The 19,047-nt window shown below is 60.5% G+C and carries 22 protein-coding genes; 15 read left to right on the forward strand and 7 right to left on the reverse strand.

Annotated features, from left to right (window positions below):
* Positions 1-129 precede the first annotated feature (129 nt).
* Entirely contained in the window at positions 130-1,638 is a 1,509-nt protein-coding gene (gene mqo / locus V9L13_RS15760; RefSeq protein ID WP_003228110.1) for a malate dehydrogenase (quinone), read from the forward strand.
* 234 nt (positions 1,639-1,872) lie between these two features.
* Here mqo and V9L13_RS15765 read toward each other — a convergent pair whose 3' ends face one another.
* From V9L13_RS15765 to V9L13_RS15780, 4 genes are all read right to left on the reverse strand, one after another.
* Entirely contained in the window at positions 1,873-2,160 is a 288-nt protein-coding gene (locus V9L13_RS15765) for a PA4642 family protein (RefSeq protein ID WP_064589146.1), read from the reverse strand.
* Positions 2,161-2,223: 63 nt separating this feature from the next.
* A complete protein-coding gene (locus V9L13_RS15770) occupies positions 2,224-2,709 on the reverse strand; it encodes a hypothetical protein (protein ID WP_003228114.1) in 486 nt (161 codons plus the stop codon).
* 116 nt (positions 2,710-2,825) lie between these two features.
* Positions 2,826-3,299 (reverse strand): WbuC family cupin fold metalloprotein, encoded by a 474-nt coding sequence (locus tag V9L13_RS15775; RefSeq protein ID WP_338799980.1) that lies wholly within the window; start codon positions 3,297-3,299, stop codon positions 2,826-2,828.
* 3 nt (positions 3,300-3,302) lie between these two features.
* Positions 3,303-3,860 carry a hypoxanthine-guanine phosphoribosyltransferase gene (locus V9L13_RS15780; protein ID WP_003228116.1) on the reverse strand — a complete coding sequence of 186 codons (558 nt, stop codon included), beginning with the start codon at positions 3,858-3,860 and terminating at the stop codon, positions 3,303-3,305.
* Positions 3,861-4,021: 161 nt separating this feature from the next.
* Here V9L13_RS15780 and upp point away from each other — a divergent pair, with 161 nt between their 5' ends.
* Positions 4,022-4,660 carry a uracil phosphoribosyltransferase gene (gene upp, locus V9L13_RS15785; RefSeq protein ID WP_003228118.1) on the forward strand — a complete coding sequence of 213 codons (639 nt, stop codon included), beginning with the start codon at positions 4,022-4,024 and terminating at the stop codon, positions 4,658-4,660.
* Between the two features lie 2 nt (positions 4,661-4,662).
* Complete coding sequence (locus V9L13_RS15790) at positions 4,663-5,937, forward strand: uracil-xanthine permease family protein (RefSeq protein WP_003228120.1); 1,275 nt, start codon at positions 4,663-4,665, stop codon at positions 5,935-5,937.
* 151 nt (positions 5,938-6,088) lie between these two features.
* Here the strand turns inward: V9L13_RS15790 and hemH are convergent, their stop codons facing one another.
* A complete protein-coding gene (gene hemH / locus V9L13_RS15795) occupies positions 6,089-7,114 on the reverse strand; it encodes a ferrochelatase (protein WP_338799981.1) in 1,026 nt (341 codons plus the stop codon).
* Positions 7,115-7,127: 13 nt separating this feature from the next.
* Entirely contained in the window at positions 7,128-8,030 is a 903-nt protein-coding gene (locus V9L13_RS15800; RefSeq protein ID WP_003228123.1) for a TIGR01777 family oxidoreductase, read from the reverse strand.
* A gap of 198 nt (positions 8,031-8,228) precedes the next feature.
* Between V9L13_RS15800 and V9L13_RS15805 the strand changes: the two genes are divergently transcribed.
* The 12 genes from V9L13_RS15805 (at position 8,229) to V9L13_RS15860 (ending at position 18,346) form a co-directional block, all read left to right on the forward strand.
* Positions 8,229-9,215, forward strand: a complete 987-nt coding sequence (locus V9L13_RS15805) for an NAD(P)/FAD-dependent oxidoreductase (RefSeq protein ID WP_003228126.1) — start codon at positions 8,229-8,231, stop codon at positions 9,213-9,215.
* Positions 9,212-9,427: a TIGR02450 family Trp-rich protein gene (locus V9L13_RS15810; protein ID WP_103485753.1), complete on the forward strand. Its 216-nt coding sequence runs from the start codon at positions 9,212-9,214 to the stop codon at positions 9,425-9,427. Before V9L13_RS15805 ends, V9L13_RS15810 begins: the two co-directional genes overlap by 4 nt.
* Before the next feature lie 214 nt (positions 9,428-9,641).
* The gene (locus V9L13_RS15815) at positions 9,642-10,604 is read left to right on the forward strand and encodes a DUF523 and DUF1722 domain-containing protein (protein WP_338799982.1); all 963 of its coding nucleotides are present in this window, start codon (positions 9,642-9,644) and stop codon (positions 10,602-10,604) included.
* Positions 10,604-11,545 (forward strand): MerR family transcriptional regulator, encoded by a 942-nt coding sequence (locus V9L13_RS15820; RefSeq protein ID WP_003228132.1) that lies wholly within the window; start codon positions 10,604-10,606, stop codon positions 11,543-11,545. The genes V9L13_RS15815 and V9L13_RS15820 overlap by 1 nt, the downstream gene beginning before the upstream one ends.
* An 11-nt stretch (positions 11,546-11,556) precedes the next feature.
* A complete protein-coding gene (gene phrB / locus V9L13_RS15825) occupies positions 11,557-13,002 on the forward strand; it encodes a deoxyribodipyrimidine photo-lyase (protein WP_338799983.1) in 1,446 nt (481 codons plus the stop codon).
* On the forward strand, positions 12,995-13,417 hold the full coding sequence (locus V9L13_RS15830) for a nuclear transport factor 2 family protein (protein ID WP_003228136.1): 423 nt from the start codon (positions 12,995-12,997) through the stop codon (positions 13,415-13,417). Before phrB ends, V9L13_RS15830 begins: the two co-directional genes overlap by 8 nt.
* On the forward strand, positions 13,414-14,196 hold the full coding sequence (locus V9L13_RS15835) for an SDR family NAD(P)-dependent oxidoreductase (RefSeq protein ID WP_338799984.1): 783 nt from the start codon (positions 13,414-13,416) through the stop codon (positions 14,194-14,196). The genes V9L13_RS15830 and V9L13_RS15835 overlap by 4 nt, the downstream gene beginning before the upstream one ends.
* A complete protein-coding gene (locus V9L13_RS15840; RefSeq protein WP_338799985.1) occupies positions 14,193-15,440 on the forward strand; it encodes an FAD-dependent oxidoreductase in 1,248 nt (415 codons plus the stop codon). Before V9L13_RS15835 ends, V9L13_RS15840 begins: the two co-directional genes overlap by 4 nt.
* Positions 15,437-16,252: a DUF1365 domain-containing protein gene (locus V9L13_RS15845; protein WP_338799986.1), complete on the forward strand. Its 816-nt coding sequence runs from the start codon at positions 15,437-15,439 to the stop codon at positions 16,250-16,252. The genes V9L13_RS15840 and V9L13_RS15845 overlap by 4 nt, the downstream gene beginning before the upstream one ends.
* Positions 16,239-17,504 (forward strand): cyclopropane-fatty-acyl-phospholipid synthase family protein, encoded by a 1,266-nt coding sequence (locus tag V9L13_RS15850; RefSeq protein WP_338799987.1) that lies wholly within the window; start codon positions 16,239-16,241, stop codon positions 17,502-17,504. The genes V9L13_RS15845 and V9L13_RS15850 overlap by 14 nt, the downstream gene beginning before the upstream one ends.
* Complete coding sequence (locus V9L13_RS15855) at positions 17,497-17,988, forward strand: DUF2878 domain-containing protein (RefSeq protein ID WP_338799988.1); 492 nt, start codon at positions 17,497-17,499, stop codon at positions 17,986-17,988. Before V9L13_RS15850 ends, V9L13_RS15855 begins: the two co-directional genes overlap by 8 nt.
* Before the next feature lie 52 nt (positions 17,989-18,040).
* The gene (locus V9L13_RS15860) at positions 18,041-18,346 is read left to right on the forward strand and encodes a YkgJ family cysteine cluster protein (protein ID WP_007967664.1); all 306 of its coding nucleotides are present in this window, start codon (positions 18,041-18,043) and stop codon (positions 18,344-18,346) included.
* Between the two features lie 133 nt (positions 18,347-18,479).
* On the opposite strand, the gene V9L13_RS15865 is transcribed toward V9L13_RS15860, so the two are convergent.
* Positions 18,480-18,998 carry an acyloxyacyl hydrolase gene (locus V9L13_RS15865; protein ID WP_045122633.1) on the reverse strand — a complete coding sequence of 173 codons (519 nt, stop codon included), beginning with the start codon at positions 18,996-18,998 and terminating at the stop codon, positions 18,480-18,482.
* Between the last annotated feature and the right edge of the window lie 49 nt (positions 18,999-19,047).

Consider the following 19,047-nt stretch of genomic DNA (forward strand, 5'->3'; position numbering starts at 1 on the left):
TGCGAAAAATTGCGAAGATTCGGACATGACGAACCTGACCATGGGTATCTGGGGCGCAACTGACTTGCCCCGTCACTCCCTGGCAGCCATGCCGACAATTTGGTGCTGCAGATTTTGGAGACGCGTTAAATGGCGCATAACGAAGCAGTCGACGTAGTTCTGGTTGGGGCCGGCATCATGAGTGCCACCCTGGCAGTACTGCTCAAAGAGCTCGACCCGGCGATCAAGCTGGAAGTCGTCGAGTTGATGGATTCCGGTGCTGCGGAGAGTTCCAACCCGTGGAACAACGCCGGTACCGGCCACGCCGGCCTGTGCGAGCTGAACTACACGCCGCAGGCAGCCGACGGCAGCGTCGACATCAAGAAAGCCGTGCACATCAACACCCAGTTCGAAGTGTCCAAGCAATTCTGGTCGTACCTGACCAAGAAAGGCACCTTCGGCTCGTGCAAATCCTTCATCAGCCCGGTGCCACACCTGAGCTTCGTTCAGGGTGACAAAGGCGTGTCGTTCCTCAAGGAACGCTTCAACGTGCTGCACAAGCACCACGCCTTCGCCGACATGGAATACACCGAAGACAAGGCCAAGATGGCCGAGTGGATGCCGCTGATGATGCCGGGCCGCTCGCCGGATGAAGTGCTGGCCGCCACCCGCGTGATGAACGGCACCGACGTCAACTTCGGCGCCCTGACCAATCAGTTGCTCAAGCACCTGACCAGCGCACCGGACACCCAGGTCAAATACTGCAAGCGCGTGACCGGCCTCAAACGCAACGGCGCTGGCTGGACCGTCAGCATCAAGGACGTCAACAGCGGCAGCAGCCGTGAAGTCGACGCCAAATTCGTCTTCCTCGGCGCCGGTGGCGCGGCCCTGCCGCTGCTGCAGGCTTCGGGCATCGAAGAAAGCAAAGGCTTCGGCGGCTTCCCGATCAGCGGCCAGTGGCTGCGTTGCGATAACCCGGAAGTGGTCAAGCACCACCAGGCCAAGGTCTACAGCCAGGCTGCAGTCGGTTCGCCACCGATGTCGGTGCCGCACCTGGACACCCGCGTTGTCGACGGCAAGAAATCCCTGCTGTTCGGGCCATACGCCGGTTTCACCACCAAGTTCCTCAAGCACGGCTCCTTCATGGACCTGCCGCTATCAGTTCGCGCCAGCAACATCGGGCCGATGCTGGCAGTGGCGAAAAACAACATGGACCTGACCAAGTACCTGGTCAGCGAAGTGATGCAATCGATGGAGCAGCGCCTGGATTCCCTGCGCCGCTTCTACCCGGAGGCGAAAGCCGAAGACTGGCGCCTGGAAGTGGCCGGCCAACGGGTACAGATCATCAAGAAAGACCCGAAAAAGGGCGGGATCCTGCAATTCGGTACCGAACTGGTCGCCGCGAAAGACGGCTCCCTCGCCGCTCTGCTCGGCGCTTCGCCAGGGGCTTCGGTGACTGTTTCGATCATGCTCGAGCTGATCGAGAAATGCTTCCCGGCCAAGGCCAAGGGTGAGTGGGCGGCCAAACTGGCGGAGATCTTCCCGGCCCGCGAAAAGGTTCTGGAAACCGATGCTGCGCTGTATCGCAAGATCAACACGCAGAACAACATCGCCCTGGAACTGGTTGAAGAAAGCAGCGAGACCCCAAGCTTCGCTTGATCTTGCGCCATAAAAAACGCCCCGTACTCAGTGAGTGCGGGGCGTTTTTTTTGCTGGGATAAAAACCAATACTGCTGGCTCACCAACACTTGTGGTGAGGGGATTTATCCCCGATCGGCTGCGCAGCAGTCGCAAACCATTGATGCGATTTACCTGACACCCTTGCACTCAGGCTTCGGGGCCGCTACGCAGCCCATCGGGGATAAATCCCCTCGCCACAAGTATCGGGTGATCTTAGCCGCGAGCTTTTTCTATCAGCTCAATGTACTCGGCCGCATTTCGCTGATCCTTGATCAGGTCAACAAACGTCTGGCCCTGCTCATCCTTGCCATCCACGTCGTAACCGGCAGCCACGAAGAACGTCAGAAAGCGCTCGAAATCGTCGATGCGCAGGCCGCGATAGGCCTTGACCAGTTTGTGCAGCGACGGCGAAGTGGCGTCGACCGGCTCAAAATCGAGGAACAGCTTGATCTGCTCATCGCCGATCTCGTCACCAATCACCTGTTTCTTATCTTTACGCATTGCCGACTCCAGCTCGCAGACATTACACGGGGCGGGCAGTTTACCCCTGCCCCGCCACAAGGCTCAACGCGAACGAACGGCCCCGGTGTGCAGATCGGCCCAGATGTGGCCGTTGGCGTAACTGAGGAATTGCACATAGACGGTGTCGTTGCGCAGCAGATCGATCACTACCCGGTACTGGGCCAGCGGGTAATACAGGGTCAGGGTCTTGCTCTTGTCGTCATAAACCGGTTTTTTCAGGCTTTTGCTTTCGCCATCGAAGTTGACCAGCACTTGCGTGATGGTCGCGCCCTTGTTCAACGACTTGCCCTTGAGGCGGATCATCAGCGGCGACGTGACCGGAATCGGCTGTTGATTGGACTGGCGTTGCGCACCGACCACCACCGAATAATCGGTGACTTGCAGCAGTTGTTGCTGCTCGGGCTCGGCATCGCGCAGGGTCAGGTCGTCTGGCGGCAGAAATTGACTGTGCATCGGCGCCGGGGCGGCGGCCAGGGGCAGGCTGAGGGTCAGCAACAGGGCGGCAAGGCTGCGGATCAAAAGGCTCATGACAGGCTCCGGGGGCGGGGCCGAGCACTCTAGCCGCGTTTTGCGCAGTCCTGCAAAGCAAAAAAGGTGCAGGTCGCGTTATCAGCGACCTACACCTTTTTTGTTCCAGCCTCGCATCAATCGAACTGCGCGCGCATCCACGTCTGGTATGCAGCCACACCGGCCTCGCCTTCCCGCGGGGCCCAATGAGCAAGTTCGCCTTCACCGACCGGACGATAGGGACCAGCCTTGCACTCGAACATCAAACTGTTGGCTTCCAGCACCACCAGGCTATGGAAGACGCCCGTTGGCAGATCGACACCGACACACTCACCACCGGCCTGCAGAACCTGCTTTTTCACCACGGCACCGGTTTCATCGAAGATCAACAGACCCAGCCGGCCCTTGAGCACCAGCAGTGTTTCCGCCTTGTTCTCACCCAGATGCCGGTGCGGCGGAATATAAGTGCTCGGTTGCAAGCCCACGGCCATGCGATGGCACGTTTCTTCCATCTGGTGGAAGTTGTGGTGCTGACGTCCACGAGGGTTGGCCGCAGCTTTCTCGGCCAATTCAGCGAATAGCGTTTGATCAAGAAAGCTCGGCGTGTTCATGGATTACATTCCTTTAACGGCAAAGATCCCGTTGGCGTTGCGCCAGTAGCCTTTGTAGTCCATGCCGTAACCGAAGATGTAACGGTCAACGCATGGCAGGCCGACGAAGTCTGCCTTCAGGTCAGGACGCGCCTTGCGGTCGTGATCCTTGTCGATCAGCACGGCGGTGTGCACTTTGCGCGCGCCGGCGTGTTTGCAGAAGTCGATGATCGCGCCCAGGGTGTGACCTTCGTCGAGGATGTCGTCGATGATCAGCACGTCGCGGTCGATGAACGAGACTTCCGGCTTGGCTTTCCAGAACAGGTCGCCGCCGCTGGTTTCGTTGCGATAACGGGTCGCGTGCAGGTAGGACGCTTCCAGCGGAAATTGCAGGTGAGTCAGCAGTTTGCCGGAGAAGATCAGGCCGCCGTTCATCACGCAGAACACCACCGGGTTGCTGTCGGCCAGTTGTTCGTTGATTTGTGCACCGACGCGGGCGATGGCGGCCTCGACTTCAGATTCGGTGTACAGGCAGTCAGCCTCTCGCATGATTTGACGGATATGCTCGAGATCAGCGGACATGGCGCTCTCCAGGGGGATGTTTTCGGAAAAGCGGGCAAAGGTACGCATCCCGTGAGGTCGAATCAAGCCTTAATGGACTAACGTACTCAATGTCCTATAGGACATCACCCTCGGATAGATTAATCTAGGCCGGTTTTTTTGCCCGCCGCCGGAGTTTTTCCATGCCCATCCTCGAGATCCGCCATCCGCTGATCCGCCATAAACTCGGCCTGATGCGCCGCGCCGATATCAGCACCAAGAATTTCCGTGAGCTTGCTCAGGAAGTCGGCGCTCTGTTGACCTATGAAGCTACAAAAGATTTGCCGCTCGAATCCTACGATATCGCCGGTTGGTGCGGCACTGTGTCGGTGGAGAAAATCGCCGGCAAGAAAATCACCGTCGTGCCGATCCTGCGCGCCGGCATCGGCATGCTCGAAGGCGTGCTGAGCCTGATCCCGGGTGCCAAGGTTTCCGCTGTGGGCGTTGCCCGCAACGAAGAAACCCTGCAAGCGCACACTTATCTGGAAAAACTGGTTCCGGAAATCGACGAACGGTTGGCGATGATCATCGACCCGATGCTCGCCACCGGCAGCTCCATGGTTGCGACCATCGACCTGCTGAAGAAAGCCGGTTGCAAGGACATCCGCGCAATGGTGCTGGTGGCCGCGCCGGAAGGCATTGCCGCGGTGGAACAGGCTCACCCGGATGTGACCATCTACACCGCGTCCATCGATGAGCGTCTGAACGAACACGGGTACATCATCCCAGGGCTTGGCGATGCCGGTGACAAGATCTTCGGTACCAAGCAGAAGGACGCGTGAGCATGCAGCAAGAGTTCAACGATCCGCTCTGGCGCACGGTGCTGTCCGGCGCCCAGATGCTGTTCGTAGCGTTCGGCGCCCTGGTGCTGATGCCGCTGATCACCGGCCTTGACCCGAACGTGGCATTGTTCACCGCGGGTCTGGGGACGATTCTGTTCCAGATCGTCACCGGGCGTCAGGTGCCGGTATTCCTTGCATCGAGCTTTGCCTTCATCACCCCGATCATTCTCGCCAAGGGCCAGTTCGGCCTCGCCGCGACCATGGGCGGCGTGATGGCGGCCGGTTTCGTCTACACCTTCCTCGGCCTCGCCGTGAAGATCAAAGGCACCGGTTTCATCGACCGTCTGCTGCCGCCGGTGGTGATTGGTCCGGTAATCATTTCCATCGGCCTGGCCATGGCGCCGATTGCCGCGAACATGGCGATGGGCAAGGCGGGCGACGGCTCCGAGCTGATCCACTACCAGACCGCGATGATGATCTCGATGCCGGCGCTGCTGACCACGTTGATCGTGGCGGTGTTCGGTAAAGGCATCTTCCGTCTGGTGCCGATCATTTCCGGGGTGCTGGTGGGTTTTGCCATGTCGTTCTATTTCGGCGTGGTCGATACCGCGAAGATTGCGGCGGCCCCATGGTTTGCGCTACCGCACTTCACCGCGCCGGAGTTCAACTGGCAGGCGATCCTGTTCATCGTTCCGGTGGCGCTGGCTCCGGCCATCGAGCACATCGGCGGCGTGATCGCGGTGGGTAGCGTGACCGGTCGCGACTATCTGAAGAAGCCTGGCCTGCACCGTACCCTGCTCGGTGACGGCATCGCCACCACGGCGGCCGGTCTGTTTGGCGGCCCGCCGAACACCACCTACGCCGAAGTGACCGGCGCGGTGATGCTGACCAAGAACTACAACCCGAAAATCATGACCTGGGCGGCGATCTTCGCCATCACCCTGGCGTTCATCGGCAAGTTCGGCGCGCTGCTGCAAAGCATTCCGGTGCCGGTGATGGGCGGGATTTTGTGCCTGTTGTTCGGTTCGATCGCGGCGGTGGGGATGAACACCCTGATCCGTCACAAGATCGACCTCGGCGAGGCGCGCAATCTGGTGATCGTGTCGGTGACCCTGGTATTCGGTATCGGCGGTGTGCTGGTCGGCACCGGTACCGGCCCGGATGACTTCGGCCTCAAAGGCATCGCGCTGTGCGCGGTGGTGGCGATTGCGCTGAACCTGATCCTGCCGGGCAATGATGGCTGGAAGAACAAGAAGGCGGATGAGCCGCTGATCTAAAATCTGGCTCATTACCTGTGGCGAGGGAGCTTGCTCCCGCTTGACTGCGAAGCAGTCATAAACTCGGCGGATGCGGTTTCCTGTGAACCGCGTCCGCAGGTTTTGGGGCTGCTTCGCAGCCCAGCGGGAGCAAGCTCCCTCGCCACAACAGCTACAGCGCCAGCGGCGCTCGTTCACACAGGGTCGCCAACGCCTTCGCCCATTGCGGCTCATCATTCAGGCACGGCACCAGCACCAACTCCTCGCCCCCCGCTTCGCGGAACTGTTCCTTGCCGCGATCACCGATCTCTTCCAGCGTCTCAATGCAGTCGGCAACGAACGCCGGGCACATCACCAGAATCTTCTTCACGCCGCTTTTCGCCAGCTCATCCAGCCGCGCTTCGGTGTAGGGTTCGATCCACTTCGCCCGCCCCAGACGCGACTGAAACGACACCGACCATTTGCCATCGGCAATGCCCGCGCGCCTGGCGAATTCGGCGGCGGTGCGCATGCACTGGGCGCGGTAACAGGTGGCAAGCACGGCCGGCGAAGCATTCTTGCAGCAATCCGCGTTTTTCAAGCAGTGATTGCCAGTGGGATCGAGCTTGGTCAGGTGCCGCTCCGGCAAGCCATGGAAGCTCAGCAGCAAGTGATCGTAGTCCTGCTGCAAATGCGGCGTGGCGCTGGCGACCAGTGCGTCGATGTATTCCGGCTGATCGTAAAACGGTTGCAACACTGAAAGCTGCACATCGATTTTCTTCTCGCGAATCACCCGCCTGGCTTCTTCGATCACCGTGGTCGTGGTGCTGTCGGCGAACTGTGGATAGAGCGGCGCCAGCGTGATGCGCTTGTGCCCTGCTGCGACCAGCTGCAGCAACCTGGTTTCAATCGACGGCTCGCCGTAACGCATGGCCAGCTCTACCGGACCGTGGCTCCACTGGGTGGTCATCAGCTGTTGCAGACGACGGCTGAGCACCACCAGCGGCGAGCCCTCCTCCCACCAGATCGAAGCGTAGGCATGGGCCGATTGCTCGGGGCGCTTGATCAGGATCAGCGACACCAACAACCGCCGCACCGGCCACGGCAGGTCGATCACATACGGGTCCATCAGAAATTGATTGAGGTAGCGGCGTACATCGGCCACCGAGGTGGAGGCCGGGGAACCCAGGTTGACCAGAAGCAAGGCGTGATCGGTCATGCATCGTCCTATTTCAAAGGCGGCCGGAGAGATCATCCAGGGCCGCGCGCAAATCCGTGAACTGGAAAGTGAAACCCGCTTCCAGCAAGCGTGCCGGCATGGCGCGTTGGCCACCCAGCAACAGCGATGACATTTCGCCAAGCCCGACCTTCAGGGCCAGGGCCGGCATCGGCATGAACGCCGGGCGGTGCAGCACGCTGCCCAGCGTTTTGGCAAACTCGCGATTGCGCACCGGTTTGGGCGCGCAGGCATTATAAGGACCGCTCGCCTGATCGCGGTGCAGAAGAAAATCAATCAGGGCGATTTGATCATCGATGTGAATCCACGGCATCCATTGCCGGCCATTGCCCAAAGGCCCGCCCAGCCCGAGTTTGAACATCAGCAACAGCCGCGACAAAAAGCCGCCCTCGGCCGACAGCACCAGCCCGGTACGCACCAGCACCACACGGATGCCCTGACCTTCGGCACGCTGGGCGGTTTCTTCCCAGGCAATGCACAACTGACTGGCAAAGTCGTCGATCACTGGCGGCGAATCTTCGGTCAGCTCACGTTCACCGCCGTCGCCATACCAGCCGACAGCAGAGCCGGAGATCAACAACCCCGGTTTCTGCTGACGCGTTTCCAGCCAGGCCAGCAGGGTTTCGGTGAGGGTGATGCGGCTGCTCCACAACAACGCCTTGCGCCGATGGGTCCATGGCCGATCAGCAATCGGCGCACCGGCCAGGTTGACCACGGCGTCCAGCGGCTCGTCGCCGAAGTCTTCGAGACGCGCAATCGCGCGCACTTGCGCGCCACAGATTTTCGCGACTTTTTCCGGACGCCGACTCCACACCGTCAGCTGATGGCCCTGTCCCGACCAGTGTCGGCAGAGCTGACGGCCTATCAAACCAGTACCGCCGGTCAGCAATATGCGCATGACATCTTCCTCGCGTGGCGTTTTACCCGGATCACTAGTCTATTTTTATAAGCAGGGATCTTTTCTATCGGGCAGGCTCTATTGTTTAACCATAGGCCAAGCTGTCAGAACGAGAACGCTAGAAGTTATACCAAAAAACAAAATTGTACAGGTTTCATTGACGGCGTAGTCTGTACAGAAAGGTAAAACGAGGCCCCTATGACTGTACCTATCGCAATCATCGGCACCGGCATCGCCGGACTCTCCGCCGCCCAGGCCCTGACAGACGCCGGACACACCGTCCAGCTCTTCGACAAAAGCCGCGGCAGTGGCGGGCGCATGTCGAGCAAACGCAGCGACGCCGGTTCTCTGGACATGGGCGCGCAATACTTCACCGCCCGCGACCGGCGTTTCGTCACCGAGGTGCAACGCTGGCAATCCGAAGGTTGGGTTGCCGAGTGGACGCCGCAGCTCTATACCTTTCAGGGTGGAAAACTGAACCTGTCGCCGGACGAGCAGATCCGCTGGGTCGGCACACCGCGCATGAGCGCTATCACCCGAGGCTTGCTCGGTGATCTGGAAGTACACTTCGCCTGCCGCATCACCGAAGTCTTTCGCGGTGAAGAACACTGGCACCTGCAGGACGCCGAAGGCTTTACCCATGGCCCCTTCAGCCACGTGGTGATTGCCACACCGGCACCACAAGCCACTGCATTGCTGGCCGCGGCGCCGAAACTGGCCGGTGCGGCCGCGGGGGTGAAAATGGACCCGACCTGGGCCGTTGCCCTCGCCTTCGATACGCCACTGGATACGCCGATCGAAGGTTGCTTCGTGCAGGACAGCCCCATCGACTGGCTGGCGCGCAACCGCAGTAAACCGGGGCGCGACACCACTTGCGACACTTGGGTACTGCACGCCAGCAGCGCCTGGAGCCGACAACACATCGATCTGCCCAAGGAAGCGGTCATTGAGCAACTGCATGGCGCTTTCGCCGAACTGCTGCACAGTGCAATGCCCGCTCCGACCTTCAGCCTCGCCCACCGCTGGCTCTACGCTCGCCCTGCGACCGGCCACGAATGGGGCACGCTGGCCGATGCCGACCTCGGCCTGTACGCCTGCGGCGACTGGTGCCTGTCCGGACGTGTCGAAGGCGCCTGGCTCAGTGGTCAGGAAGCCGCGCGCCGCTTGCACGAGAACCTGCAGTGAACCGTATCAATCCGCAAAAACTGCTGCTGTCGAAGTGGACAGCAGCCCACCCGCAAAACCGCGAAAAGCATTTTCTGGTCACCGAGCTGTTCCGCGATGAGGAAGGTACGGTGCTGGAGATTGAGTTGCAGGCGGTGTTGACCAAGCGCGCAGAACGCCTCGATTGGCAGACGTTGAAGAACAACGATCACTGGTTACTGGGCTGGAAATGATTTCCCTGTGGGAGCGGGCTTGCTCGCGAAAGCGCTGTGTCAGTCACATTGATCCAGCTGAGCTGACGCCTTCGCGAGCAAGCCCGCTCCCACAGTCGATCGTGTAAACCTGGAAAAACTTATACAAATGATTTGACTTGTACACGTATGAATCTATGCTGAGGAAAAGTTGTACAGAGCTAACTCCCTGTACAGGAATAGATTCGAGGTGTGCATGTCCGACCTTTCTGCATCCCGGCCCAAAATCGCCATCAGCGCCTGCCTGATGGGCGCTGAAGTGCGCTACAACGGTGGGCACAAAGAATCGCGGCTGTGCAGCCGCACCCTGGCTGAACATTTCGAATTCGTCCCGGTATGCCCCGAAGTTGCCATTGGCCTGGGCATCCCTCGTGAACCGATCCGTCTGGTCGGCGATCCGGATGCTCCCGAAGCCGTCGGCACAGTCAATCCGCAAATCAATGTGACTGAACCGCTGGCCGCCTACGGGCAGAAAATGGCCGGTGAACTTGATGACATCTGCGGCTACATCTTCATGCAGCAGTCGCCTTCGTGCGGTCTGGAGCGGGTCAAGGTCTATCACGCCAACGGCGCCCCGGTGAACGGCGGCGGCCGTGGCATCTATGCCCAGGCGTTCTGCGCGCAGCACCCTGATCTGCCGGTGGAAGAAGCCGGGCGCCTGAACGATCCAGTGCTGCGGGAAAACTTCATCACTCGCGTGCTCGCCTACAGCGCCTGGCAGCAGGTGCTCGAACAAGGCTTGAGCCGCCGCGCATTGACCGAATTCCACTCCCGCTACAAATACCTGCTGATGGCGCACAACCCGGAGCAATACAAAGCCCTGGGCAAACTGCTGGGCAACATGGGCAAGACCAATCCGGTCGAACTCGGCCCGCGCTACTTCAGCGAGTTGATGAGCGCGTTGAAGAAATGCGCCACCCGCCGCACCCACAGCAATGTCCTGCAACATATCAGCGGCTACCTGAAACAGGCGATCAGCCCTGAAGACAAACAGGAAATGCAGCATGTGATCGGCCAGTACCGCCACGGCATCGTGCCGCTGGTGGTGCCGTTGACCTTGCTCAAGCACCACTTTCGCCTACACCCGGATCCCTACATTGCGCAGCAGGTTTACCTGCAGCCGCATCCGGAAAACCTCAGCCTGCGAAACGCCATTTGATGAACGACACACTCGACACCAGCGCCCAGGAAGACCTGGGTGCAGACTTCAAGAAAGCCCTCGACGAGGGTTGGCTGCCGATCCGCGAAGTGGCACGGCAGACCGGCGTCAACGCCATCACCCTGCGCGCCTGGGAGCGCCGTTACGGGCTGATCGTGCCGCAACGCACGCCCAAGGGCCATCGCCTGTACTCCAGCGAACATGTGCAGCAAATTCTGACCATCCTGACCTGGCTCAACCGGGGCGTGGCGGTCAGTCAGGTCAAGCCGTTGCTCGACACCCCGCAAGCCTTTACCGAAACGGTGGAAAACGACTGGCAGCGCCAGCGCAACGTATTGCTCGACGCCGTCACCCACCTCAACGAGCGCAACCTCGACGACAGCATCAACCAGGCCATGGCCCTGTATCCGCCGCGCACTCTGTGTGAGCAGTTGCTGCTGCCGCTGCTGACCGAACTCGAGCAGCGCTGGCAAGGCCAGTTCGGTGCGCAGATGGAGCGGGTGTTCTTTTATTCTTGGTTACGCAGCAAATTCGGCGCGCGCATCTACCATAACAATCGACAGTTACACACCGCGCCGCTGCTGTTGATCAATCACTCGGACCTGCCGCTGGAACCGCACCTGTGGCTCTGCGCGTGGCTGATCAGCAGCGCCGATTGCCCGGTGCAAGTGTTCGACTGGCCGCTATCGGCCGGAGAACTGGCGCTGGCGGTCGATCATCTGCAAGCGCGCGGCGTGCTGCTGTATTCCAGCAAGGCGATGAACCTGGCGCAGCTGCCAAAACTGCTGAATGGCGTCAGTGCCCCCACATTGCTGGTCGGACCAACGGTATGCATCCACCAGACCGAGTTGTCCGTAAGAACTGGCGAAACCGCTGATTTGATCCTGGCCGAAGATCCGCTCTCGGCGCATCAGGCACTCGTCCAGCGTGGGCTGATTTAATGGAATCCGCTATGCAAATGATCTGGCTGCGCAGCGACTTGCGCCAACATGACAACACCGCTCTCGCGGCCGCCGCAGCGCGCGGGCCGACGGTTGCCGTGTATCTGTTGAGCCCGCAGCAGTGGCTGGAACACGACGACGCCGCGTGCAAGGTCGACTTCTGGCTGCGCAACCTGCGTGAGCTGAGCAGCCGCCTCGGCGAGCTGAACATCCCGTTGCTGCTGCGCACCGCTGATCATTGGGATCAGGCCCCGGCGGTGCTGCTTGAGCTTTGCGTGCAGTTGAATGTCCAGGCCGTGCACGTCAACGAGGAATATGGCATCCACGAAAGCCAGCGCGACGCCGCCGTGGCCGTGGCCCTGAAGACCAAAGGCATCGCTTTCCACAGCTACCTTGACCAACTGCTGTTCAAGCCCGGCACGGTGCTGACCAAAACCGACACCTACTTTCAGGTGTTCAGCCAGTTCCGCAAGGTCTGCTACGAACGCCTGCATCGCTCGATGCCGGCGCTGGTGAAGACGCCCGGCAAGCAGGCAAAGCTGAATATCGACAGCGATCCGGTACCGGCAACCGTCGCCGGTTTTGCAACGCCAAGCGAGTCCTTGCGTGCGCTGTGGCCGGCCGGCGAGCAGGAAGCCCGCCGCCGCCTCGATACCTTCGCCGACGCGCAGATCGACTACTACCAGAGCGAGCGCGATTTTCCGGCCAAGCCCGGCACCAGCCAACTTTCGCCGTATCTCGCCGCCGGGGTGATCTCGCCACGCCAATGCCTGCAGGCAGCCCTGCAAAGCAATCAAGGCGAGTTCGACAGCGGCAAGGTTGGCGCGGTGACCTGGATCAACGAGCTGCTGTGGCGCGAGTTCTATAAACACATTCTGGTCGGCTACCCACGGGTTTCGCGCCACCGCGCGTTTCGCCCGGAAACCGAGGCGCTGGCGTGGCGTGATGCGCCGGGCGATCTGGCGGCCTGGCAAGAAGCACGCACCGGTTTGCCGATCATCGATGCGGCCATGCGCCAACTGCTGGAAACCGGCTGGATGCATAACCGTCTGCGCATGGTAGTGGCGATGTTCCTGACCAAGAATCTGCTGATCGACTGGCGTGAAGGCGAGCGCTTTTTCATGCGTCACTTGATCGACGGCGATCTGGCGGCGAACAACGGCGGCTGGCAATGGAGCTCATCGACCGGCACCGATTCGGCGCCGTACTTCCGCATTTTCAACCCGATCAGCCAGTCGGAAAAATTCGACAGCGAAGGCCTGTTCATCAAGCACTGGTTGCCCGAACTCGCCGGCCTGAACAAGAAAGAAGTACACAACCCGGCCAGTGTCGGTGGACTGTTCGGCGTCGCCAACTATCCGTCGCCGATCGTCAATCTCGGGGCTTCGCGCGAACGGGCGCTGGCGGCCTTCAAGAGCCTGCCGTCGCGTTCGTCCACGGGAGAAGTCCATGAGTGAATTCCTGCGCCGCTTCGCCCGTCAGTTCGCCGAGCTGGACAAAGACAACTTGCAGCGTCTGGGCGAGCTGTACAGCGATGACATTCACTTCACCGATCCGCTGCATGAAGTGCAGGGGCTGGCGCAACTGCGTCATTACTTCAGCGAGCTGTACGCCAACGTCAGCGAGCTGCGTTTCGATTTCCACGGCTTCGACCAGATCGGTGACTGTGAAGGTTACCTGCGCTGGGTCATGAGTTACCGCCACCCGCGTCTGGCCGGTGGTCGTTTGATTCGCGTCGCCGGGTGTTCGCATCTGCTCTGGCGCGACAAGGTTTATCGCCACCGGGATTACTTCGATGCCGGGGCCATGCTGTATGAACATTTACCCGTATTGGGCCGGGTGATCGCCTGGCTGAAAAGGAGAATGGGATGAGTCGTACACCTCCACGGCGTTATTGGCTGACCGGAGCCAGCAGTGGCATCGGCGCAGCGCTGGCCGAAGAGATTCTGAAAAGCGGCGCGCATCTGGCCGTCAGTTCACGCCAGGTGGCGCCCTTGAAAGTCTTGTCCCAGCGCTACCCGGGCCAAGTGCTGGTGGTGCCCGGAGACTTGACCAATAGTCAGACCGTGCGTGAGATCGGTCAGCAGATCAGCGAGAACTGGGGCTCGCTGGACTCGGTGATTCTCAATGCCGGGACCTGTGAATACGTCGACGCCCGGCAATTCGACGCGTCGATCATCGAGCACGTGGTGCGCACCAATCTGCTGGCCAGCAGCTATTGCATCGAAGCCGCCCTGCCGTTGCTGCGCAAGGGCACCGCGCCGCATCTGATCGGCATGGCCAGCTCGGTGACCTACCTGCCGCTGCCCCGGGCCGAAGCCTACGGTGCCTCCAAGGCCGGTCTGCGTTACCTGTTCGAATCGCTGCGCATTGATCTGGCGGATGAAGGGATCGAGGTCACCATCATCAGCCCGGGGTTCGTCGATACACCACTGACGGCGAAAAACGATTTCCCGATGCCACTGAGCTGGCCTGTGGATAAAGCCGCACGGCACATCTACGCCAAACTCAAGGATCGACCACTGGAGATCGCTTTCCCGGCATTGTTCATGGCGGCGTTGTGGCCGCTGTCGAAACTGCCGTCGCGGGTGCAACTGGCGATCGGCAAACGCATGGTGCGTAAACCGCCACCGCTGCAGGAACCCTCGTGAAAATCGCCATCATCGGCAGCGGAATCGCAGGCCTGACCTGCGCCTATCTGCTCAATCGCCAACACGATGTCACGGTGTTCGAAGCCAGCGACTGGGTCGGCGGCCACACGCACACCGTGGAGGTGACCGTCGAAGGCCGCGAATACGCCGTGGACACTGGTTTCATCGTGTTCAACGACTGGACCTACCCGAACTTCATCCGTTTGCTCGGCCAGCTCGGCGTGTCGTTCAAACCGACGGAAATGAGCTTCTCGGTCACCGATCCGGACACCTGTCTGGAATACAACGGCAACAACTTCAACAGCCTGTTCGCCCAGCGCAGCAACCTGTTGTCGCCGGGGTTCTGGGGCATGTTGCGCGACATCCTGCGCTTCAACAAAGAAGCCCAGCGCGACCTTGCCGAACAGCGAATCGCCGCCGACACCACGCTCGACGATTACCTCAAGGCCGGCGGTTATGGTGAGCGTTTCATCCTGCATTACATCGTGCCGATGGGCTCGGCGATCTGGTCGATGCCCATGGCCGAGATGCTCAATTTCCCGCTGCAATTCTTTGTGCGCTTCTTCAAGAATCATGGACTCCTGTCAGTCAGTGATCGCCCGCAATGGCAGGTGATCGAGGGCGGCTCAAGTGCCTATGTCGCACCGCTGACCGCTGCGTTCAAGGACAAGATCCGCCTCAGTTGCCCGGTGACGCGCATCGATCGCGACGAACACGGCGTGGTTATCCACAGCCCGGCCGGCATCGAGCGTTTCGACAAGGTTGTGCTCGCCTGCCACAGCGACCAGGCCCTGCAATTGCTCGCCACGCCAAGCCAGGCGGAACGGTCGATCCTCGGTGCCCTGCCCTACGCCGATAACGAAGTGGTGCTGCATACCGATACCCGTCTGCTGCCGACACGCAAACTGGCGTGGGCCAGCTGGAACTACCGCTTGAGCGGCGCCGGCCATACGCACGCGGCCGTCACCTACGACATGAACATCCTGCAGGGCATTCAGAGCGACACCACGTTCTGCGTCAGCCTCAACCAGAGCGCCGGCATCAGCCCGTCCAAGGTGCTTGCCCGATACACCTACGCCCATCCGCAGTTCAGCCTTGCGGCCGTGGCGGCGCAGAACCGTTGGGCCGAACTCGACGGTCAGCAGCACACCCACTACTGCGGCGCCTACTGGGCCAACGGCTTTCATGAGGACGGTGTCGTCAGCGCCTTGCGCGTGGCTGCCGCCTTCGGGGAAAGCTTATGAACAGCGCCCTGTACAGCGGCTGGATCGGCCATCGGCGCTTTTCACCCAGACGCCACGAATTCCGTTACCGGATCGGTCTGTTGTACCTCGATCTGGCGGAACAGGACGCCGTATTCGACCTGTCGCCGTTTGCCAGTCGCAGCCGCTTTGCAGCGTTTTCGTTTCGCGAAACCGACTACCTGAAAACCTTCACCGGCAGTGGCATGCGCCTGATCGATGCGGTACGCCAGCAAGTCGGTGCCGCCATCGGCCATCAACCGCAGGGATCGATCTGTCTGTTGACCCAACCACGCAGTTGGGGTCTGGCGTTCAATCCGGTGAGTTTCTTTTATTGCCACGAGGCCGACGGGCAACTGGCGGCGATTCTATGCGAAGTTACCAACACGCCGTGGCGCGAGCGTTATCACTACGTGCTGCCGGCCCGCACACCGACCGACCTGCAAGACTTTCATCAGCACTTTGCCGTGGCCAAGGCCTTTCATGTCTCGCCGTTTTTGCCACGCGATCTCGAGTACCGCATGAGCTTCAGCCCGGCGGCGCAAAAGCTCGGCGTGCACATGGCCGACTGGCAGGGTGAGCACAAGCTGTTCGACGCCACGCTCAATCTGCAGCGCGAACCCCTCGACCGCCACAGCCTGCACCGCTACTTGCGACGTTTTCCGTGGATGACCGCGAAAACCTGTCTGGCGATTTACTGGCAAGCCGTGCGCCTGTTGCTCAAGCGTGCCCCGATTTTTGCTCATCAGGCTGCCGACGGCAGCTTTCAAATCGCCACCGTGCCTCCCAAGGAGCACCGCCATGAAATCCTCTAGCCTGTCGGCCAGTCGCTTCAGCACCAACGGTTTGACCGGTTCGCTGCTGCGTCGTGGCGTTTTGCGGCAACTCAGTCAACTCAAACACGGGCAATTGCTGGTGGTCGAGGACGGCGAACGCCTGATGTTCGGTACGCCGGGCAGCCACCTGCTCGGCGAAATCCATGTCCAGGATGCCGCGGTCTGGGGCATGGTCGCCGGCAACGGATCGATTGGCGCTGGCGAAGCGTTTATCCACGGTTACTGGAGTTCGCCGGACCTGACGGCGGTCGTGCGCGTGTTCGTCAGCAACCTCGACGTGCTCGACGCCATGGAGCGCGGCCTGGCCCGCCTCAGCCGGCCGCTGGTGCAAGGCCTGCACTGGCTCAACCGCAACACGCGCAAGGGCTCGCAGAAAAACATCGCCGCGCACTATGACCTCGGCAACGATCTGTTCGAACAGTTTCTCGACCCAACCATGATGTACTCGGCCGCGCAGTTCCTCAGCCCCGAAGACAGCCTGGAACAGGCGCAGTTGAACAAACTGGAACGGATCTGCCAGAAGCTCGCGCTCAAACCCGAAGACCATTTGCTGGAGATCGGCACGGGTTGGGGCAGCATGGCGCTCTACGCCGCGCAGCATTACGGTTGCCGCGTCACCACCACGACACTGTCGAAAGAGCAGTACGCGTTCACCGCCAAGCGCATTGAAGCACTGGGGTTGCAGGATCGGGTGACGCTGCTGCTCAAGGACTACCGCGACCTCACCGGCGAATACGACAAACTGGTGTCGATCGAGATGATCGAAGCGGTCGGCCATCGCTTCCTGCCGACCTACTTCAAACAGTGCGCGCACCTGCTCAAGAGCAACGGCCTGATGCTGTTGCAGGCAATCACCATCCGCGAGCAGCGCTACGAGCAGGCCAAGCGCGGCGTCGACTTCATCCAGCGCTACATCTTCCCCGGCGGCGCCCTGCCCTGCGTGCAGAAGATGCTCGAAGTGGTCAGCCACGAGACCGACATGAACCTGCTGCACATGGAAGACTTCGGCCTGCACTACGCCCGCACCCTGCGCCTGTGGCACGAGAACTTTCGCCGCGCCCATGGCCGGTTGAGCGAGTTGGGTTACGACGATTACTTCCTGCGGCTCTGGGAGTTTTACCTGTGCTACTGCGAAGGCGGGTTCCTCGAGCGCACCATCGGCACCGCGCAATTGCTGTTGGCCAAACCGGCGGCAATGCCAGCGCCGTTGCTCGGGCGCTTCGATGCTTGAGCGGCTGATCAATGCCGTGCTGTTCCAGGTCGGCTGGCTGGCCTGCGTGGTCGGCGGCAACAGTCTGTGGTTGCTGGTGGCGCTGGCGGTGCTGGTGATCCATCTGGGCTGGATCAGCAGTTGGTCTGCGGAGGGTCGCTTGATTCTCAGCGTAGTGATTGTCGGCACAGCGGTGGACAGCCTGTTGCGCGCGACGGGCGTGTTCGAATTCCAGGATCCGTCGCCGCTGATTCCGCTCTGGCTGATGCTGCTCTGGGCACTGCTTGCCACCACGTTGCGCCATTGCCTGCAATGGACGGCTCGCCCGTGGTGGCTGGCAAGCGCGCTGGGCGCGGTCGGCGGCGCTGTTTCCTATTACGGTGGCGGGCGCCTCGCCGGGGTGCAATTTCCCTACGGGGAAATTCCGACCCTGATCGGCATCGGCCTGCTGTGGGCGGTACTGTTTCCGGTGCTGCACGCGATGGCACGGCGGCTCAGCCACTGAGCGTCTGTCAGGCCTTTCACACAGCCACAGGCGACTGGCTTACACTGGCACCATGAAAACCATTCCCCACCAGCAAATCACCGAGCCAGCGGTCACGTGTTCGACCTGCGCGGCGTGCTGCTGCCAGCTTGAAGTGATGCTGATCACCGACACTGGCGTGCCCGAGCGTTTTATCGATACCGATGAATGGGGTGGTGAGGTGATGCTGCGTCTGGACGACGGCTGGTGCGCGGCGCTGGATCGCGACAGCATGATGTGCACGATCTACGAGAAACGTCCGCTGATCTGTCGCGAGTTCGAGATGGGCGCGCCGGAATGCATTGAAGAACGCAAAGGCATTGCCACTGCCTACCGCTGATTTCAACAGCAGCTCAAAACCAATGTGGGAGCGGGCTTGCTCGCGAATGCGGTGTGTCAGTCAATAGTGTTGTCGACTGACACACCGCATTCGCGAGCAAGCCCGCTCCCACAAAGATTTGTGCAAGCTGCAGTTACAACGGCATCGAGTAATGCAGCGCGTAACTTTCTACACCGTCGTTGTTGCTGTTCAGACCGGCGTTGGAATAGTGCGTCGCACGGATCCCCACTTCATGTCCGCCGTTGAAACGCAGGCCGAAACCAATACGGTCTTCGAACTGGAAGGACTGTCCGATGTTGTTGCTTTCATATTTGGTGTTGGAAAAGGCCGCGACACCAATACCGGCCTCGACATACGGTTTGACCGACTGACCGGCAAACTCGTAAACAAATACCGGCGAGAACGACAGGCTGTTGTTGCTGGAAGTCTTGTCACCTTCCCAGTAAGTGTAAGCGCCGCTCCAGTAACCGGTCAGGCGACCGACGTCGCTTTGCAGCCAGCTCTTGTCCCAATCGAAATTCATGCCCAAGCGATAAGTCATCGTCGAATCGCTGGTTGCCCCCACTGCAAACTCTACGTTTGCCGCTTGTGCAGTAAAACTTTGCCCCATCAGTGCAGCCGCAATCGCGGCCAAGCAGAATAGTCGCTTCACGTTGAAAACTTCCTTTTCCGGAACGATCGTTTTGGTTTTCTAGTAAACC

This window comes from Pseudomonas sp. RSB 5.4, from assembly GCF_037126175.1.
Classification (GTDB): Bacteria; Pseudomonadota; Gammaproteobacteria; order Pseudomonadales; family Pseudomonadaceae; genus Aquipseudomonas; species Aquipseudomonas fluorescens_H.

Bases quoted from the DNA above. Each gene is read 5' to 3' on its own strand.
- V9L13_RS15800 (WP_003228123.1), bottom strand. From the start codon at position 8,030: ATGCGCATATTGCTGACCGGCGGTACTGGTTTGATAGGCCGTCAGCTC.
- upp (WP_003228118.1), top strand. From the start codon at position 4,022: ATGCCCATCCTCGAGATCCGCCATCCGCTGATCCGCCATAAACTCGGC.
- V9L13_RS15770 (WP_003228114.1), bottom strand. From the start codon at position 2,709: ATGAGCCTTTTGATCCGCAGCCTTGCCGCCCTGTTGCTGACCCTCAGC.
- hemH (WP_338799981.1), bottom strand. From the start codon at position 7,114: ATGACCGATCACGCCTTGCTTCTGGTCAACCTGGGTTCCCCGGCCTCC.
- V9L13_RS15850 (WP_338799987.1), top strand. From the start codon at position 16,239: ATGAAATCCTCTAGCCTGTCGGCCAGTCGCTTCAGCACCAACGGTTTG.
- V9L13_RS15815 (WP_338799982.1), top strand. From the start codon at position 9,642: ATGTCCGACCTTTCTGCATCCCGGCCCAAAATCGCCATCAGCGCCTGC.
- V9L13_RS15860 (WP_007967664.1), top strand. From the start codon at position 18,041: ATGAAAACCATTCCCCACCAGCAAATCACCGAGCCAGCGGTCACGTGT.
- V9L13_RS15845 (WP_338799986.1), top strand. From the start codon at position 15,437: ATGAACAGCGCCCTGTACAGCGGCTGGATCGGCCATCGGCGCTTTTCA.
- V9L13_RS15780 (WP_003228116.1), bottom strand. From the start codon at position 3,860: ATGTCCGCTGATCTCGAGCATATCCGTCAAATCATGCGAGAGGCTGAC.
- V9L13_RS15775 (WP_338799980.1), bottom strand. From the start codon at position 3,299: ATGAACACGCCGAGCTTTCTTGATCAAACGCTATTCGCTGAATTGGCC.
- V9L13_RS15830 (WP_003228136.1), top strand. From the start codon at position 12,995: ATGAGTGAATTCCTGCGCCGCTTCGCCCGTCAGTTCGCCGAGCTGGAC.
- mqo (WP_003228110.1), top strand. From the start codon at position 130: ATGGCGCATAACGAAGCAGTCGACGTAGTTCTGGTTGGGGCCGGCATC.
- V9L13_RS15790 (WP_003228120.1), top strand. From the start codon at position 4,663: ATGCAGCAAGAGTTCAACGATCCGCTCTGGCGCACGGTGCTGTCCGGC.
- V9L13_RS15765 (WP_064589146.1), bottom strand. From the start codon at position 2,160: ATGCGTAAAGATAAGAAACAGGTGATTGGTGACGAGATCGGCGATGAG.
- V9L13_RS15820 (WP_003228132.1), top strand. From the start codon at position 10,604: ATGAACGACACACTCGACACCAGCGCCCAGGAAGACCTGGGTGCAGAC.
- V9L13_RS15855 (WP_338799988.1), top strand. From the start codon at position 17,497: ATGCTTGAGCGGCTGATCAATGCCGTGCTGTTCCAGGTCGGCTGGCTG.
- V9L13_RS15805 (WP_003228126.1), top strand. From the start codon at position 8,229: ATGACTGTACCTATCGCAATCATCGGCACCGGCATCGCCGGACTCTCC.
- V9L13_RS15835 (WP_338799984.1), top strand. From the start codon at position 13,414: ATGAGTCGTACACCTCCACGGCGTTATTGGCTGACCGGAGCCAGCAGT.
- phrB (WP_338799983.1), top strand. From the start codon at position 11,557: ATGCAAATGATCTGGCTGCGCAGCGACTTGCGCCAACATGACAACACC.